The sequence below is a fragment of the Cupriavidus alkaliphilus genome (assembly GCF_014191175.1).
Lineage (GTDB): Bacteria > Pseudomonadota > Gammaproteobacteria > Burkholderiales > Burkholderiaceae > Cupriavidus > Cupriavidus alkaliphilus.
The window spans coordinates 595,001-611,362 of record NZ_JACHWE010000004.1 but is presented as its reverse complement, the minus strand read 5'-3'; the positions used below and the strand labels follow the sequence as shown (position 1 = coordinate 611,362).

General features: G+C 67.7%; 12 protein-coding genes, 1 tRNA gene and 1 pseudogene. 8 read left to right on the top strand and 6 right to left on the bottom strand.

The window, feature by feature from the left end; translation table 11 throughout:
• The 4 genes and pseudogenes from FHX60_RS17675 to FHX60_RS17660 form a co-directional block, all read left to right on the top strand.
• Positions 1 to 378 (top strand): annotated as a pseudogene (locus FHX60_RS17675) (allantoinase); the annotation flags it as partial.
• Positions 375 to 893, top strand: coding sequence for a 2-oxo-4-hydroxy-4-carboxy-5-ureidoimidazoline decarboxylase (uraD, locus tag FHX60_RS17670; protein WP_092308361.1), 519 nt, complete (start codon positions 375 to 377; stop codon positions 891 to 893). The pseudogene FHX60_RS17675 and the gene uraD, both read left to right, overlap by 4 nt.
• Positions 894 to 1,074: 181 nt before the next feature.
• Positions 1,075 to 2,142 (top strand): porin, encoded by a 1,068-nt coding sequence (locus FHX60_RS17665; RefSeq protein ID WP_112773480.1) that lies wholly within the window; start codon positions 1,075 to 1,077, stop codon positions 2,140 to 2,142.
• A 241-nt stretch (positions 2,143 to 2,383) separates the two neighbouring features.
• Complete coding sequence (locus FHX60_RS17660) at positions 2,384 to 2,629, top strand: hypothetical protein (RefSeq protein WP_012352285.1); 246 nt, start codon at positions 2,384 to 2,386, stop codon at positions 2,627 to 2,629.
• A 104-nt stretch (positions 2,630 to 2,733) separates the two neighbouring features.
• Here the strand turns inward: FHX60_RS17660 and FHX60_RS17655 are convergent, their stop codons facing one another.
• Positions 2,734 to 5,055: an NADP-dependent malic enzyme gene (locus FHX60_RS17655; RefSeq protein ID WP_183284042.1), complete on the bottom strand. Its 2,322-nt coding sequence runs from the start codon at positions 5,053 to 5,055 to the stop codon at positions 2,734 to 2,736.
• 337 nt (positions 5,056 to 5,392) lie between these two features.
• Entirely contained in the window at positions 5,393 to 6,031 is a 639-nt protein-coding gene (locus FHX60_RS17650; RefSeq protein ID WP_181486952.1) for a DUF4136 domain-containing protein, read from the bottom strand.
• Positions 6,032 to 6,303: 272 nt separating this feature from the next.
• On the opposite strand from FHX60_RS17650, the gene pepN reads away from it, so the two are divergent.
• The 3 genes from pepN (at position 6,304) to FHX60_RS17635 (ending at position 10,350) form a co-directional block, all read left to right on the top strand.
• Positions 6,304 to 9,015: an aminopeptidase N gene (gene pepN, locus FHX60_RS17645; protein ID WP_183284041.1), complete on the top strand. Its 2,712-nt coding sequence runs from the start codon at positions 6,304 to 6,306 to the stop codon at positions 9,013 to 9,015.
• 99 nt (positions 9,016 to 9,114) lie between these two features.
• Entirely contained in the window at positions 9,115 to 10,131 is a 1,017-nt protein-coding gene (locus tag FHX60_RS17640; protein ID WP_012352281.1) for a class 1 fructose-bisphosphatase, read from the top strand.
• A gap of 143 nt (positions 10,132 to 10,274) precedes the next feature.
• Positions 10,275 to 10,350 (top strand) — tRNA-Thr (locus FHX60_RS17635).
• Between the two features lie 39 nt (positions 10,351 to 10,389).
• Here FHX60_RS17635 and FHX60_RS17630 read toward each other — a convergent pair.
• The 3 genes from FHX60_RS17630 to FHX60_RS17620 all read right to left on the bottom strand — a co-directional run bounded on the left by FHX60_RS17630 (position 10,390) and on the right by FHX60_RS17620 (position 13,130).
• Complete coding sequence (locus FHX60_RS17630) at positions 10,390 to 10,641, bottom strand: hypothetical protein (RefSeq protein WP_183284040.1); 252 nt, start codon at positions 10,639 to 10,641, stop codon at positions 10,390 to 10,392.
• Positions 10,642 to 10,708: 67 nt separating this feature from the next.
• A complete protein-coding gene (gene ppk2, locus FHX60_RS17625) occupies positions 10,709 to 11,626 on the bottom strand; it encodes a polyphosphate kinase 2 (RefSeq protein ID WP_183284039.1) in 918 nt (305 codons plus the stop codon).
• A gap of 115 nt (positions 11,627 to 11,741) precedes the next feature.
• The gene (locus FHX60_RS17620) at positions 11,742 to 13,130 is read right to left on the bottom strand and encodes an FAD-binding oxidoreductase (protein WP_183284038.1); all 1,389 of its coding nucleotides are present in this window, start codon (positions 13,128 to 13,130) and stop codon (positions 11,742 to 11,744) included.
• A 227-nt stretch (positions 13,131 to 13,357) separates the two neighbouring features.
• Here FHX60_RS17620 and FHX60_RS17615 point away from each other — a divergent pair, with 227 nt between their 5' ends.
• Positions 13,358 to 14,470 (top strand): CapA family protein, encoded by a 1,113-nt coding sequence (locus FHX60_RS17615; RefSeq protein ID WP_260164007.1) that lies wholly within the window; start codon positions 13,358 to 13,360, stop codon positions 14,468 to 14,470.
• Between the two features lie 260 nt (positions 14,471 to 14,730).
• Here FHX60_RS17615 and FHX60_RS17610 read toward each other — a convergent pair whose 3' ends face one another.
• Positions 14,731 to 16,344: a flagellar assembly protein A gene (locus FHX60_RS17610; protein ID WP_183284036.1), complete on the bottom strand. Its 1,614-nt coding sequence runs from the start codon at positions 16,342 to 16,344 to the stop codon at positions 14,731 to 14,733.
• Positions 16,345 to 16,362 lie beyond the last annotated feature (18 nt).

Genomic DNA, 16,362 nt, shown 5'->3' with positions numbered 1-16,362 from the left:
GACCTGCCGTTCTGGACCGAAGTCGAAGTCACCGGCGGCGAGAAGAAGCCGCACCTGGTGGTGCCGTACACGCTGGACTCGAACGACATGCGCTTTGCCACGCCGCAGGGCTTCAATACCGGCGAACAGTTCTTCCAGTACCTGAAGGACGCGTTCGACGTGCTGTACGAGGAAGGCGACCCGAGCGGCCAGGACAGCCCCAAGATGCTGTCGATCGGCATGCACTGCCGCCTGCTCGGCCGCCCGGGCCGCTTCCGCGCGCTGCAGCGCTTCCTCGACTACGTGCAGGGGCACGACAAGGTTTGGATCTGCCGCCGTGTCGATATCGCCCGGCACTGGGCCGCCACCCACCCCTACACTCCCCGGAATCAAGCATGAGCCAGACCTACACCATCGCCCAACTCAACACCATGCCGGTCGCGGAATTCGTGCAGGTGCTGGGCGGCATCTACGAACATTCGCCGTGGTTTGCCGAGACCGCCGCCGCGCAACGGCCCTTCGCCGATGGCGCCGCGCTGGCGCAGGCGCTGCGCCAGGCTGTGGATGAAGCCGGCGAAGCGGCCCAGCTGAAGCTGGTGCGCGCCCACCCGGAGCTGGCCGGCAAGGCCGCCGTGCGCGGCGAGCTGACCGCCGAGTCGACGCGCGAGCAAAGCGGCGCCGGCCTGAACCAGTGCACGCCCGAAGAATTCGACCGCCTGCAGTCGCTCAACGCGGCGTACAACCAGAAGTTCGGCTTCCCGTTCATCCTGGCGGTGCGCGGCTACGACCGCCACGGCATCATCGCCGAGTTCGCGCGCCGCATTGAAAACACGCCGCAGCAAGAGTTGCAAACTTGCATCAACCAGATCCATCGCATTGCACAGTTCCGTCTTGACGACTTAGTATCCGCCTGAGCAAAAAAGCGTCACCTGTATAACAAAAAAAACGCTGTACCCCGATGCCGCCGGCCTCCCATGCAACACCACACCGAGCCCGGCCAGGCGGCACGAATAAAAGCACAAAGACATGATAAGAACCCGTCAGGGACCCAGTACACAACGTTCCAAGCAGGATCAAAACCACGGAGGTCTAACAATGCAGAAGCAGTACAAGCCGGCGCTCAAGCTGGCGGCGGTAGCGGCTACCCTTTTTTCCGGCGCGGCCATGGCCCAGTCCAGCGTCACGCTGTACGGCCAGGCTGACATGTTCGTCGGCGGCGTGAAGAGCCCGGGCTCGGGCGAGCGCGCCTGGGTGGCCAATTCTGGCGGCATGCAGACGTCTTACTGGGGCATCAAGGGCACCGAAGACCTGGGCGGCGGCACCAAGGCCATCTTCGACCTGAACGGCTTCTTCCGCACGGACGCCGGCCGCAGCGGCCGCTTCGAAGGCGACTCGATGTTCAGCCGCAACGCCTACGTCGGGCTGCAGAACGACAAGGCCGGCACCATCAAGCTGGGCCGCAACACCACGCCGTACTTCATTTCGACCATCCTGTTCAACCCGCTGGTCGACTCGTACGTGTTCTCGCCGACCATCTTCCACACCTACTTCGGCGCGGTCAGCGGCGCCGTCGCCGATCCCGGCATCATCGGCGATTCGGGCTGGAACAACTCGGTGGTGTACAGCACGCCGACCTTCGGCGGCCTGACCGCCAACTTCATCTACGGCTTCGGCGAGCAGCCGGGCGCCGCCGGCAAGCAGAAGTTCGGCGGCAACGTCCTGTACTTCAACGGTCCGTTCGCCGCGACCGTGGCCTACCAGCAGGTGCGCTTCAACAGCGTGCCGACCGACATGTCCGACATCGGCCTGTCGCGCCAGGACGCCGCGCAGATCGGCCTGTCCTATGACTTCAAGGTGGTCAAGCTGTTCGCGCAGGGCCAGTACATCAAGACCCGCGCCACCACCGCGCCGTCGGGCGACATCAAGCACATCGACGGCCAGTTCGGCGCCTCGGTGCCGATCGGCGCGGGCAACCTGCTGGCTTCGTATGCCTACGGCAAGGTCGACAACTCGCTGGGCGACTTCAAGCGCAATACCTTTGCCGTCGCCTACGACTACAACCTGTCCAAGCGCACCGACGTGTACGCCGCCTACTACTACGACAAGATCACCGGCATCGAGCACGGCGACACCTTCGGCGTGGGCGTGCGCCACAAGTTCTGATGCGCTGAGCGCGTCCCCGGCAGCACTGAAGCCCGCCTTTCCGGCGGGCTTTTTCATTGGGCGGCGAGGCGCAGCGCCCGCCACCCGCGCCCCGCCGCAATGCTGCGCTGCGCCACATCACGGGCGGTCCCGGGCCGGATGAGAAACAGCCGCCCCATAGGCGGATTCAATTGGAAGGCCTCCGGCGCGCTTCCTAGATTGGTGTTCCAGGCCTCAAAAACCCATGACAGCGAGGTGACACATGCGGCGATACGCGAAGACCCGGTCTGAACTCATGGCCATCCTGAACCAGTGCCTCGACAACAACCCCGAGTGCGGAGAATGCGAACTGCACGCGGTGCGAATGCACCAGCCTGACCATACCGGATGCAACTGGAGCGCCGAGGTAGATTTCCCGCAGGAGTCCGTCGACAACCTGGGCCACCAGCTCGCCGCGGCAAAATCAATTATCGTGGTCATGCGCGAGCAGTACAACGTGCTGCAATAAGCACCAACCCAACCGCCCCCTGGCCGCGCGAATGCGGCGGGGCAACAAACAAAAAGGCCGGGTCATTGACCCGGCCTTTTACATGGCGAAGGCTTCGCGGTGGCTCAGCGCCCCGCGTTGCACTCGGCCACGGCGACGGCCGTCATATTGACGATCCGGCGCGTGGTGGCCTGCGGGTTCAGGATGTGCACAGGCTTGGCCGCGCCCAGCAGGATCGGGCCCACCGTCACGCCCTGGCCGCCCGTGATCTTGAGCAGGTTGAAGGCAATGTTGGCGGCATCCAGCGTCGGCATCACCAGCAGGTTGGCGCTGCCGGCCAGCTTGGTCGACGGCAGGAAGTGGCGGCGCACGTCCTCGACCAGCGCGGCATCGCCCTGCATCTCGCCTTCGACTTCCAGGTGCGGGGCCTCGCGCGCGAGGATCTGCGCGGCCTCGCGCATCTTGCGCGCCGACGGGCGCGTCGACGAGCCGAACATCGAGTGCGACATCAGCGCCACCTTCGGCTGCAGGCCGAAGCGCGCGATCTCTTCCGCGGCCAGCTGGGCGATGGCCGCGAGCTGTTCCGCGCTGGGGTCGTCGTTGACGAAGGTGTCGGTGATGAACAGCGTGTACTTCTCCAGCATCAGCGCGTTCATCGCGGCAAACACATGCGCGCCCGGCGCCAGGCCGATCACGTCGCGCACGTGCTCGAGGTGGGCCTCGAAGCGGCCCACCGTGCCGCACAGCAGCGCGTCGGCGTCGCCCATGTGCATCAGCATGGTGCCGATCAGCGTGTTGGAGCGGCGCAGCGCCACCTTGGCCATGTCCGGGGTCACGCCGTCGCGGCCGCGCAGCGCGTGGTAGGCCTCGTGGTAGGCGCGGTAGCGCGGATCGTCCTCGGGGTTGATCAGCTCGAAGTCCACGCCCGGCTTCAGGCGCAGGCCGGCCTTGTCGATGCGCATCTGGATCACGTGCGGACGGCCGATCAGGATCGGACGCGCCAGGCCTTCGTCGACCACCGACTGCACCGCGCGCAGCACGCGCTCTTCCTCGCCCTCGGCATAGGCCACGCGCTTGGGCGCGGCCTTGGCGGCCGAGAACACCGGCTTCATGATCAGGCCGGTGTGGTAGACGTAGGTCGAGAGCTGCTGGCGATACGCCTCCAGGTCCTGGATCGGGCGCGTGGCCACGCCGGACTCTTCGGCGGCCTTGGCCACCGCCGGGGCGATCTTCTCGATCAGGCGCTGGTCGAACGGCGTCGGGATGATGTAGTCGGGGCCGAACTTCAGCTCGCGGCCACCGTAGGCCGCGGCCACGGCGTCGTTCAGCTCGGCCTCGGCCAGCTCGGCGATGGCCTTGACGCAGGCCAGCTTCATCGCTTCCGTGATCTTGGTCGCGCCGCAATCGAGCGCGCCGCGGAAGATGTACGGGAAGCACAGCACGTTGTTGACCTGGTTCGGGTAGTCCGAACGGCCGGTGGCGATGATGCAGTCCGGGCGCGCGGCCTTGGCCACTTCCGGGCGGATCTCGGGCTCGGGGTTGGCCAGCGCCAGGATGATGGGCCGCTCGGCCATGGTCTTGACCATCTCGGCGGTCAGCACGCCGGCGGTGGAGCAGCCCAGGAAGACGTCGGCGCCGTTGACGATATCTGCCAGCGTGCGCGCCGAGGTGTCCTGCGCGTAGCGGGCCTTGTTGGCTTCCATGTTGGCGTCGCGGCCCACATAGATCACGCCCTTGGAATCGACCACCGAGATGTTCTCGCGCTTCACGCCCAGGCTGACCATGGTGTCGAGGCAGGCGATCGCGGCAGCGCCGGCGCCCGACACGGCCATCTTCACCTTGCCGATGTCCTTGCCGACCACCTTGAGGCCGTTCAGCAGCGCTGCCGCCGAGATGATCGCGGTGCCGTGCTGGTCGTCGTGGAACACGGGAATGTTCATGCGCTCGCGCAGCTTCTGCTCGATGTAGAAGCACTCGGGCGCCTTGATGTCTTCAAGATTGACGCCGCCCAGCGTGGGTTCCAGCGCGGCGACGATCTCGACGATCTTGTCCGGGTCGCGCGCGTCGAGCTCGATGTCGAACACGTCGATGCCGGCGAACTTCTTGAACAGGCAGCCCTTGCCCTCCATCACCGGCTTGCCGGCCAGCGGGCCGATGTCGCCCAGGCCCAGCACGGCGGTGCCGTTGGTGACCACGGCCACCAGGTTGGCGCGCGAGGTGTACTCGGCGGCGGTGGCGGGATCCTTGGCGATTTCCTCGCAGGCGTAGGCTACGCCCGGCGAATAGGCCAGCGACAGGTCGCGCTGGTTGGACAGCGCCTTGGTCGCGGTGACCTGGATCTTGCCCTTGGTCGGGCTGCGGTGGTATTCCAGCGCGGCGAGGCGCAGCTGCGCTTCAGGACTGTTCGGGGCATGTTGCGGTGCATCACCGCCGTTCTTGCTGCTCATTGGCTCGTCCGGAAAATGGCCCGGACCGGAAGCGCCCCTCTCCCGCCATGGTTCGACCCGGCTCATGCGACAAGCCGGCAGCGAAGGACAAGCTCTGGCAGCGAAACTGACGACTCCGGCAGCCAGGCCGGAAAAATCGAGCAGCTATTCTAGCCCACGCGCCCGCGCAAAGTACCACCGCAGCACGCCTGCAGGCCGGATTTTGCGCGGATTCCGGCCGTTAAACAGCTTTTACCATTGGGTATGCAATGGCGGTGCAGAAGCATGCTCCTGCATGCATCCGCACGCATCGGGCTGCCGGGCCCCGGATCGGCGATGGTGGCTGGTTGCGGCCGCCCTACCTGGCGTTCTTTTCCACCTCCAGCGTCACCCGGCGCGGACGGCCGCTGTCGGACGGGAAGTCAGTGAAGGCGCTGCGGATCAGGTACGGCATCATCGCCGGCAGGCTGCCGTTCTCGGCCTGGTTCTGCGCGGTGACCTGGTAGACCCGCTTGCCGCTGGCCGCGTCCTTGAAATACACCCGCAGGCTGGAGAACGTCACCGGCACGTCGCGCACCACCGTCTGCGGCGGCCAGTAGCCCGGACCCCACGGGCCCCATGGCCCCCAGGGGCCCCACGGCCGGTAGTAGCCAGGGCCCCAGTAAGGAGGTCCCCAGGGGCCGTACCACGGGTCCGGATAGACCGTCTCGGCCACGCGCACCAGCCCCGGCGCGGAGTCATAGTCCATGCTGACCAGATAGCGTGCCTGCCGGGCCGGCACCTGCTCGAAGCCGACGCCCGCCAGCGTCGCCGCCAGCCACTGCTCATAAGTCTGCCGGTCGAGTTGGGCCGCCTGCTCGGCGCTGCGCTCGAAGCTATAGGTGCGCGGCGCGTCGTTTTGCCAGCCGGGCTGGCGGAACGCCGTGACATCGGTGGTCACGGTGCTGGCGCACCCCGTCAGCAGCAGCGCCGCCAGCAGCGCCAGCGCGCCCCACATCCTGCGCAGCCCCGGCCACCGGCCCGCTGCCCCGTCATTGCCGACACCGCCTGCGCGCTGCCACATAGTGCTACCTCGCTCGTCTGTCCACTGAAACCCTGCGTGTCTCTGAGACCACGCCGGCGGCGCGGAATTCCCGCGGCGGCTTGGTGCGGCGCCCGTCAGACCGCACCCCCACCCCTTGGCTACAATGAGGACTTCAGCGCCATGCCTTGCTTGCACGCGCCTGGCCGCCCCCTTTTCCTAACGGTCTTCCGAAGACAGGATCCCCCATGCTGCGCACCGACACGCCCGTTACCGTCTATCGCAAGGACTATACCCCGCCGCCGTTCGCCATCGACCACGCCGCGCTGGTGCTGGAGCTCGATCCCCAACGCACCGTGGTCACCAGCACGCTGCGCTTCGCGCGCACGGCCGGCGCCCCCGACGCGCCGCTGGTGCTGGCCGGTGAAGAACTCGAACTGATCGGCGTCAGCCTGGACGGCAAGCCGGTGGCCAACGCCACCCAGGACGGCGGCACGCTGACGCTGCCCGGCCTGCCGGCGCAGGGCACGCTGGAAATCACCACCGCGTGCCAGCCCGCGGCCAACACCACGCTGTCGGGCCTCTATGTGTCCAACGGCAACTTCTTCACCCAGTGCGAGGCCGAGGGCTTTCGCCGCATCACCTATTTCCTCGACCGCCCCGACGTGATGGCGACCTACCGCGTCACGCTGCGCGCCGACCGCGCCGCCTATCCGGTGCTGCTGTCCAACGGCAACCTGGTGAGCCAGCGCGAACTGCCCGATGGCCGCCACGAAGCCGTGTGGGAAGACCCGTTCCCCAAGCCGTCCTACCTGTTCGCGCTGGTCGCGGGCAAGCTGGAATGCATCGAGGAACGGATCCGGTCCGCGTCCGGCAAGGACAAGCTGCTGCAGGTGTGGGTCGAGGCGCGCGACCTCGGCAAGACCCGCCACGCGATGGATTCGCTGGTCCATTCGATCCGCTGGGACGAGCAGCGCTTCGGCCTGGAGCTCGATCTCGACCGCTTCATGATCGTCGCCGTGGGCGACTTCAACATGGGCGCGATGGAGAACAAGGGCCTGAACATCTTCAACACCAAGTACGTGCTGGCCAATGCGGAAACCGCCACCGACACCGACTTTGCCAATATCGAGGCGGTGGTCGGCCACGAGTACTTCCACAACTGGACCGGCAACCGCGTGACCTGCCGCGACTGGTTCCAGCTGTCGCTGAAGGAAGGCCTGACGGTGTTCCGCGACCAGGAGTTCTCGGCCGACATGATGGGCTCGGAATCGGGCCGCGCGGTCAAGCGCATCGAGGACGTGCGCGTGCTGCGCCAGGTGCAGTTCCCCGAGGACGCCGGCCCGATGGCGCATCCGGTGCGCCCCGACAGCTACGAAGAGATCAACAACTTCTACACCGTCACGGTCTACGAGAAAGGCGCCGAGGTAGTGCGCATGTACCAGACCCTGCTGGGCCGCGAGGGCTTCCGCAAGGGCATGGACCTGTACTTCCAGCGCCACGACGGCCAGGCCGTGACCTGCGACGACTTCCGCGCCGCCATGGCCGACGCCAACGGCCGCGACCTGAGCCAGTTCGGCCTCTGGTACAGCCAGGCCGGCACGCCGGTGGTGACCGCGCGCACCGCGTGGAACGGCGACGACGGCAGCCTGACGCTGACGCTGACGCAACGCTGCCCCAAGGTCGGCATCGAGACCCGCGCCGGCACGCCCGACAAGCAGCCCTTCCATATCCCGTTCGCGCTCGGCCTGCTGGGCGCCGACGGCAACGACCTGCCGCTGCAGCTCGAAGGCGAAGGCGCGCCCGCCGGCACCACGCGCGTGCTCGACTTCACGCAGGCCGAGCAGAGCTTCCGCTTCATCAACCTGCCGCGCGGTGCGCAGGCCCCGCTGCCTTCGCTGCTGCGCAATTTCTCCGCGCCGGTGATCGTCGATGCCGAGTACACCGACGCACAGCTGACCTTCCAGCTGTCGCACGACAGCGACGCCTTCAACCGCTGGGAAGCCGGCCAGCGCCTGGCCACGCGCGCGCTGCTGCAGCTGGTGGCCGACGCGCAGGCCGGGCGCGAGCTCACCCTCGACCCCGCGCTGGTGCGCGCCATGCGCGCGGTGCTGACCGACGACACGCTCAACCCCGCCTTCCGCGAGCAGGCCCTGGTGCTGCCGGCCGAAGCCTACCTGGCCGAGCGCATGGGCGTGGCCGATCCCGCCGCCATCCACCGCGCCCGCCAGTTCATGCGCGAAGGCCTGGCGCGCGCGCTGCAGGCGGACTGGCTGGCGGCCTACGAAGCCAATGCGACGCCGGGCGCGTATTCGCCCGATGCCGCGTCGGCGGCGAAGCGCGCGCTGCGCAACCTCGCGCTCGGCTACCTGGCCGAAAGCGGCGACCCCGCGATGCAGGCGCTGGCCGACCAGCAATACCAGCAGGCCGACAACATGACCGACCGCTTCGCCGCGCTGTCGGCACTGGTCAACAGCTTCGCGCCCGGCCGCGAGCATGCGCTGGCGGACTTCTACCAACGCTTTGAAGACGATGCACTGGTAATCGACAAGTGGTTCTCGCTGCAAGGCATGCAGCGCGGCAGCGTCGGACCGCAGCCCGGCGGCCCGCACGCCGGCAAGCGCACCATCGACACCGTGCGCGCGCTGATGGAGCATCCCGCCTTCAACCTGCGCAACCCCAACCGCGCGCGCTCGCTGATCTTCAGCTTCTGCTCCGGCAACCCGGCGCAGTTCCACGCCGAGGACGGCTCGGGCTACCGCTTCTGGGCCGACCAGGTGCTGGCGCTGGACGCCATCAACCCGCAGGTGGCGGCGCGCCTGGCGCGGGTGATGGACCGCTGGCAGAAATACGAACTGGCGTTGCGCGACCGCATGCGCGCCGAGCTGGAGCGCGTCGCCGCGTGCAGCACGCTGTCGCGCGACGTGCGCGAGATCGTTGGCAAGGCGCTGGCCGGCTGAGCGCGCCGGCGACGGGACAGGCAGCCCGGCCCACGCCCCCGATGCCCGGCCGTGCGCGGCCGGGCATGTAGAATTGCGGCCATCCAAGGAGAACCAACCATGACTCGCATCAGCCTGACCCGCTACCTGGTCGAGGAACAGCGCAAGCACAACACCATCCAGCCCGAACTCCGGCTGCTGATCGAAGTGGTCGCGCGTGCCTGCAAGGCCATTTCCAACGCCGTCAGCAAGGGCGCCCTCGCCGGCGTGCTGGGCTCGGCCGGCACCGGCAACGTCCAGGGCGAAACCCAGCAGAAGCTGGACGTGATCGCCAACGAAGTGCTGCTCGACGCCAACGAATGGGGCGGCCACCTCGCCGCGATGGCGTCGGAAGAAATGGAATCGTTCTACGAGATTCCCAACCGCTACCCGAAGGGCGAATACCTGCTGATGTTCGACCCGCTCGACGGCTCGTCGAACATCGACGTCAACGTCTCGATCGGCACCATCTTCTCGGTGCTGCACATGCCCAAGCCCGGCCAGACCGTGACCGAGGCCGACTTCCTGCAGCCCGGCACGCACCAGGTCGCCGCCGGCTACGCCGTGTACGGCCCGCAGACCACGCTGGTCCTGACGGTCGGCAACGGCGTGCACATGTTCACGCTGGACCGCGAGGCCGGCAGCTTCGTGCTGACCCAGTCCAACGTCACGATTCCGGAAGACACCAAGGAATTCGCCATCAACATGTCGAACATGCGCCACTGGGCCCCGCCGGTGCGCAAGTACATCGACGAGTGCCTGGCCGGCGACGAAGGCCCGCGCGGCAAGAACTTCAACATGCGCTGGGTGGCCTCGATGGTCGCCGACGTGCACCGCATCCTGACCCGCGGCGGCATCTTCATGTACCCGTGGGACAAGCGCGAGCCGGAAAAGCCCGGCAAGCTGCGCCTGATGTACGAAGCCAACCCGATGGCGATGCTGGTCGAGCAGGCCGGCGGCGCCGCCACCAACGGCGAACAGCGCATCCTCGACGTGCAGCCGGAAAAGCTGCACCAGCGCGTCTCGGTGATACTGGGCTCGAAGAACGAGGTGGAGCGCGTCACGCGCTACCACCAGGAAGCGCAAGCCAAGGCCTGATCCCGGCCGGGCTCGCCTGAAACGGGGCGCACTGCGCCCCGTTTTTCCATGCCGGCGCCGGTGGCACCGGCGACACAAAGGGCTTCACAAGGCCGGAAAACGCTGCTACTATTGCGGGCTGTTCCAGATCGCCGGAACATGTTGCCGAAGTAGCTCAGTCGGTAGAGCAGCTCATTCGTAATGAGAAGGTCGGGGGTTCGATTCCTCTCTTCGGCACCACCAGAATTCAGGGCCCAGCCCGCGCAAACCCGGACAGCGTCACGCTCTCCGGGTTTTTTGTTGCGCGCGTTCTGGAGAAGAAGGCGGCGGAGGCAGCGGCAATGGCACCGGCTGGCGCCCCAGCCGTTGTGCCCACCAGTAGCGGAAGGGGTGATCCAGATCGGGATAGAGCACCGGCTGGCTGAAGCAGCCGGCACGCTTCATCAGGAGATAGGCGGCAAGCATGGCCGCCCAGAAAGCTAGCAGTTCCACGATCACGGCCGCCGCGGATGTCGGGGTGGCCGCTTTCATTATAGATAGCCGCTCTGGCATGGGGCCGATGACGCACCCCGTGGATACCCTAGGCGCCGGGTATCGCTCAGTACACCTCCGGCACGATCATCTCCCTCGGCACCGGCTGGCGCACGTAATCCTCGTGGCGCTCGCGGCCGGGCAGCACCACTGTGGGCGCTTCCACTTCGGCATACGGCACCAGGCTCAGCAAGTGATGGATGCAGTTCAGACGCGCGCGCTTCTTGTCGTCGGCCTGCACCACCCACCACGGCGCCTCGGCGATGTGGGTGCGCTCGAGCATGATCTCCTTGGCCCGGGTGTAGTCTTCCCAGCGGCGCTGGGATTCCAGGTCCATCGGGCTGAGCTTCCACTGCTTGAGCGGGTCATGGATGCGGCTGAGGAAGCGCAGGCGCTGCTCGTCGTGCGTGATCGAGAACCAGTACTTGATCACCTGGATGCCGGAACGCACCAGCATCTTTTCGAATTCGGGCACCGAGCGGAAGAACTCTTCGTACTGGTCGTCGGTGCAGAAGCCCATCACGCGCTCGACGCCGGCGCGGTTATACCAACTGCGGTCGAACAGCACGATCTCGCCGGCGGCGGGCAGCTGCGCGACGTAGCGCTGGAAGTACCACTGGGTGCGTTCGCGGTCGTTGGGCGCGGGCAGCGCGGCAACGCGGCAGACGCGCGGGTTCAGCCGCTGCGTGATGCGCTTGATCACGCCGCCCTTGCCGGCGGCGTCGCGCCCCTCGAACAGGATCACGACCTTGTGCCCGGTCGCGGCGACCCAGCTCTGCAGCCGCACCAGTTCGCCCTGCAGCCGGAACAGCTCGCGGAAATATTTCCGGCGGCTGTCCTGCTCGGCCTGGTCGTCCAGGTGCACAGGATCGCCGAAGGCCTCGCTGGCCTCGCGGTCGTCCAGTTCCAGTTCGATTTCTTCGTCGTAGTAGTCGGCCACCTCGTTGTGGATACGCCGCACCAGCTCTGCTTCACCCGGTCTCATCTGCTTGCTCTCCCTGTGGATACAACGCGGTCGCGGCGATGCTGGCATGGCCGTATTGCAGCCGCGTGAAGGCGGAGCAGGTCGCCCTGCCCCGCCCCGCCACGCGATACGCCGTTCAGCCCGCGGGATTGATGTTGTGGTTATGGCGGAACAGGTTGTCGGGATCGTAGCGCCGCTTCACTTCCACCAGCCGGTCGTAGTTCGGCCCATAGGCAGCGCCGACGCGGTCGGCCTCCTCCTGCGTGAGGAAGTTGACATAGACGCTGCCCAGTGCGAACGGCGCCGCCGCGCGGAACACCTCGCGCGCCCAGCCGATGCACCGGTCGTCGTCCGCGGGGCTGTCCCAGCGCCCGTGCAGGTTCATGATGAACTTGGCGTCGCGGTTGGCGTAGGCGGTGGCGTCGGGCGCGACGCGGTTGGTCTGCCCGCCCATCGCGCCGATAAAGACTTCGCATTGCGGCGACGGCAGCTTGCCGATCTGCTCGATCAGCATCGCGATCAGCCCGTCGTCGAGGCCCGCAAAGTTATGCGACTTCCAGTAGTTGCGCGCACCCGGCGTCAGCAGCGGATCGAAGGCCTGCTGCCACGCGGTGAGCGGCATCGGCCCCAGGTGCTCGCCATACGGGGTGCCGAGCCGGCGCAGCGGCTCGACCAGTTGCGGCCCCTGCTCCGGCGGACCGATATAGCAGATCGCCAGCGCCGCCACCGGCTTGCCGTGCACCTCGGGCGGCAGGAACGGCAGCGGCGGCGCCTGGCGCATCACCACCCACACGGTCAGCTCGTCGGGCATCGATTCATACAGTTCGCGATAGGCGGGCAGCACGCTGGCGGCCTGCTCCAGCGGATAGACGATCAGTCCGCCATAGACCTGCGGCCCGACCGGATGCAGCCGGAACTCGAACATCGTCACCACGCCGAAGTTGCCGCCGCCGCCGCGCAACGCCCAGAACAGGTCGGCGTTCTCGTCGCTGCTGGCGCGCACCAGCTTGCCGTCGGCGGTAACGACCTGCGCCGACACCAGGTTGTCGACCGTGGTGCCGAACTTGCGGCTGAGCCAGCCGAAACCGCCGCCCAACGTCAGCCCGGCGACACCGGTGGTGGAGTTGATGCCGAGCGGCGTGGCCAGACCCTGCGCCTGCGCTTCATGGTCGAAATCGCGCAGCGTGGCGCCCGGCTCCACCCACGCGCGTTGCGCGTGGGGATCGACGCGCACCGAGCGCATCTGCGACAGGTCCAGCACCATGCCGCCCTCGCAGATCGCCAGCCCGCCGATGTTGTGGCCGCCGCCGCGTACCGCCAGCAGCACGCCGTGCTCGCGCGCGAAGTTCACCGCCGCCACCACGTCGGCAGCACCCGCGGCCTGCACGATCCACTGCGGGTGGCGATCGATCATCGCGTTCCAGATCCGGCGCGCGTCGTCATAGCCGCTGTCCTCCGGCCGCAGCAAGCGTCCGCGCAGCTGCGCCTTGAGTGCCTCAATGTGTTCTTGCGATGGCTGGGCCATGATCTGCCTCCCGATGCTGGTTGGAAACATCGGACGACACGCGGCGTCAGGAGCAAAAAAATGGCCACGAGGACCGATGACTTCATCATTTAAGGCAGGCACCGCGGGAATGTAAATGCGCGCCGCGCGCGCGGCGCATTCCGCGGGTGGGGCCAAATCCTGCCGTGGCCGCGCGGCCTATCATGGAGGCACGGCGGCACGGTGCCCGCGCGCCGTGCGCCTGCACAATGGACCCTGCCAGCCAACCTCCCCTGTTCCTGTGCGGCGACGTGATGACCGGTCGCGGCATCGACCAGATCCTGGCGCATCCCAGCCAGCCGCTGCTGCATGAATCGTATGTGCATTCCGCGCTCGACTACGTGCGCCTGGCGGAACGCAGGGCCGGCCCGATCGCGCGCCCCGCCGGGCCGGACTATCCGTGGGGCGATGCGCTGGCGGAACTGGCAAGCCGCGCCGCGCGGCCGCGCATCGTCAACCTGGAAACCGCCATCACCACCAGCGACGATGCCTGGCCCGGCAAGGCCGTGCACTACCGCATGCATCCGCGCAATGTCGATTGCCTGCAGGCCGCCGGCATCGACTGCGCGATCCTCGCCAACAACCATGTGCTGGACTGGGGCCGCGCGGGCCTGGCCGATACGCTGGACGCGCTGGACGGCGCGCAGATCGCGCACGCCGGCGCCGGCCCCGACGAGGCCAGCGCCGCACGCGCCGCGGTGCTGGCGCGGCCGGGCGGTGGTCGTGTGGTGGTAATGGCCTTCGCCATGCCGAATGCCGGCACGCCGGCGGCGTGGCGCGCCACCGCGGGGCACTCGGGCGTGAACCTGCTGGACGACTGGTCCGCGGCCTCGCAGCAGCGCATTGCCGCGCAGGCCCGGCAACTGCGGCGCCCCGGCGACGTCATGGTGCTGTCGATCCACTGGGGCCCGAACTGGGGCTACCACATCGATCCCGCGCAACGCGCCTTCGCCCGCGCGCTGGTCGAGCACGCCGGCATCGACATCGTGCACGGGCATTCCTCGCATCACCCGCTGGGCATCGAGCTGCATGCCGGCAAGCCGATCCTGTACGGCTGCGGCGATTTCATCAACGATTACGAGGGAATTGGCGGATACGATTCCTACCGCCCGGACCTGGCGCTGATGGCATTCGTCAGCTTCGATGGCGGCGGCAGCGCAGACCTGCGGCTGGTGCCCTTGCGGCGCAGCCACTTCCGGCTGGCGCATGCGCGCGAAGTCGACATGGCATGGCTGCAAGCCATGTTCGAAACACAGGGATGCGCGCTTGGGACACGCGTGGCGCGCAGCGGGCTGCACGAGTTGCGGCTGTGGGCGGCATAAGCCCAAGCCGTCCCTGCCACGATTCCGGTACTTGCGAAACCGCCGGCGCGAAAACAGAAAGGCCAGCGCGATGGCTGGCCTTCCCGTTCATTCAAGTGCCACGTGTGTCGGTTCGGTGTAACGCTTCCACAGAGTGCTGATCCGCTTCTGCATTCATTGCCCAACGCTAGCTCGGTCGCCCATCCTGCGGCACCCCAGGACATATCTGCAGGATAGTACAAATCCCCTCGAATCAAAGCGGGATCGAGCAAGCGCGCGATTCAGCCGACGGTGATACGGTCATCGAGCAGCCGGATCTGGCCGCCGGGCTTGTCTTCCATCACTTTGAGCACGCGGCTGCCCACCTGCAGCGTGACCCCGCCATGGATGCGCCGCGGGGCATCGATGACGGCATCGGCGGCGGGCTGCATCTGCTGCCCCAGTTCGGTCAGGCGCGCCTCCAGCTCGAACAGGTCGCGCGACAGCTTGAACAGCGTCGCGCGCGCCTTTTCGCGCAGGTCGCCGACGGCGCGCTCCGGGTGCTTGGCAAAGAAGTCCACCAGCTGCCTGACCTTGTTCTGCTCCTCCAGCATGCGCCGGCGCTCGGCCTCAAGCGCGGCGCGCTGCGCGTCGGCATAGGGATTGAGGCCCACCTGGATGCTGGTGGCGGTGCCGGCCGGCGCGCCCAGCACCGCGGCGCGCACCGCCAGCAAGGCGCGGCTGCGACCGCCGCTGATGCTGCCCTGCACGCCGGTGCCACCCACCACGATGCGCTGGCCCGCGGCGACATCGCTCTGGCGGATGCCGCTGTCGACGGTGACTTCGGTGCCGGCCTCGACCACCGCATTCTCGATGAAGCGCGCCTTCACCGCGCCCTTGCAGCGCACGCTGGCGCGGCTGATGCCGCCTTCGGCATGGGCACTTTCGGACTTGCCGATAATGCCGCCCTTGACGATGACGTTGCCACCGGCCTCGACACTGGCGGCTTCGATGGTGCCTTCGACCACCACGTCGCCACTGACATTGACCGACATGCCGGTGCGGATGTCGCCCGACACGCGCAGCGTGCCGTCGAACGCCACGTTGCCGGAATGCAGGTCCACCGATTCCACCTGCACCACGGGACTGACGGAGATGCCGTAGACGCCGACCACCGGCGATCCGGCAATCACCGCACGCAGCAGTCCGGGGTCGTCCGCATCCGCCACCGCGCCGGTCAGGCCCTCGGCAAACGGCGGGTCGTCGACCGCATCGGCGGCAATCGGCTTGCCGAACACGTCGACACCGGCATGGCCCGGCACCGCCGCAATGCGCCGCATCAGGGGCGTGCCGGGGCTGACCAGCAGCAGGTTGCCCAGCTCGCGCAGGTCGACCTTGCCGGCATCGTCGTCGCTGTGCGCCGGCTTGCGCGGCTCCAGCAGGTTGATAAAGCGCGCCGGCTCGCCCTGCCGCGGCGCAAGGCCTGCGGCGATGGTGCGCAATTCGCAGCCGCCTTCGGCCAGTGCGGCGTCCAGGGCGAGCGACTGGATCGGCGCCACCACGCCGCGCTGCGCCACGGCGCGGCGGATCTCGTCCGCGCTCACCTGCCGGCCGCCTTCCGGCGGCATCAGCGTCAGCCGCACGGCCAGGCCGTCGGCGGTGATGTCGAGCTCGAACGCGCCGTCGATCAGCGCGCCGATGGTGGCATCGATCTCATGCCCGGCCCGCTGGCATTGCGCGAGGAACTGCGCCACCGCACGCGCATCCAGCCGCGCGCCGGACCAGCCCAGCCCCTCCAGGCACTGCTGCAGGGTAGCCGGGTCCGGCGGCAGCCGGCCCGGCTGCGGCGTGTAGCGTGCATGCACCTGTTCGCCCGGCTGGGCAAGCTCCAGGCTCAGTCCCGATTCATGCGTCATGCGTCCCCTGAATCGTCT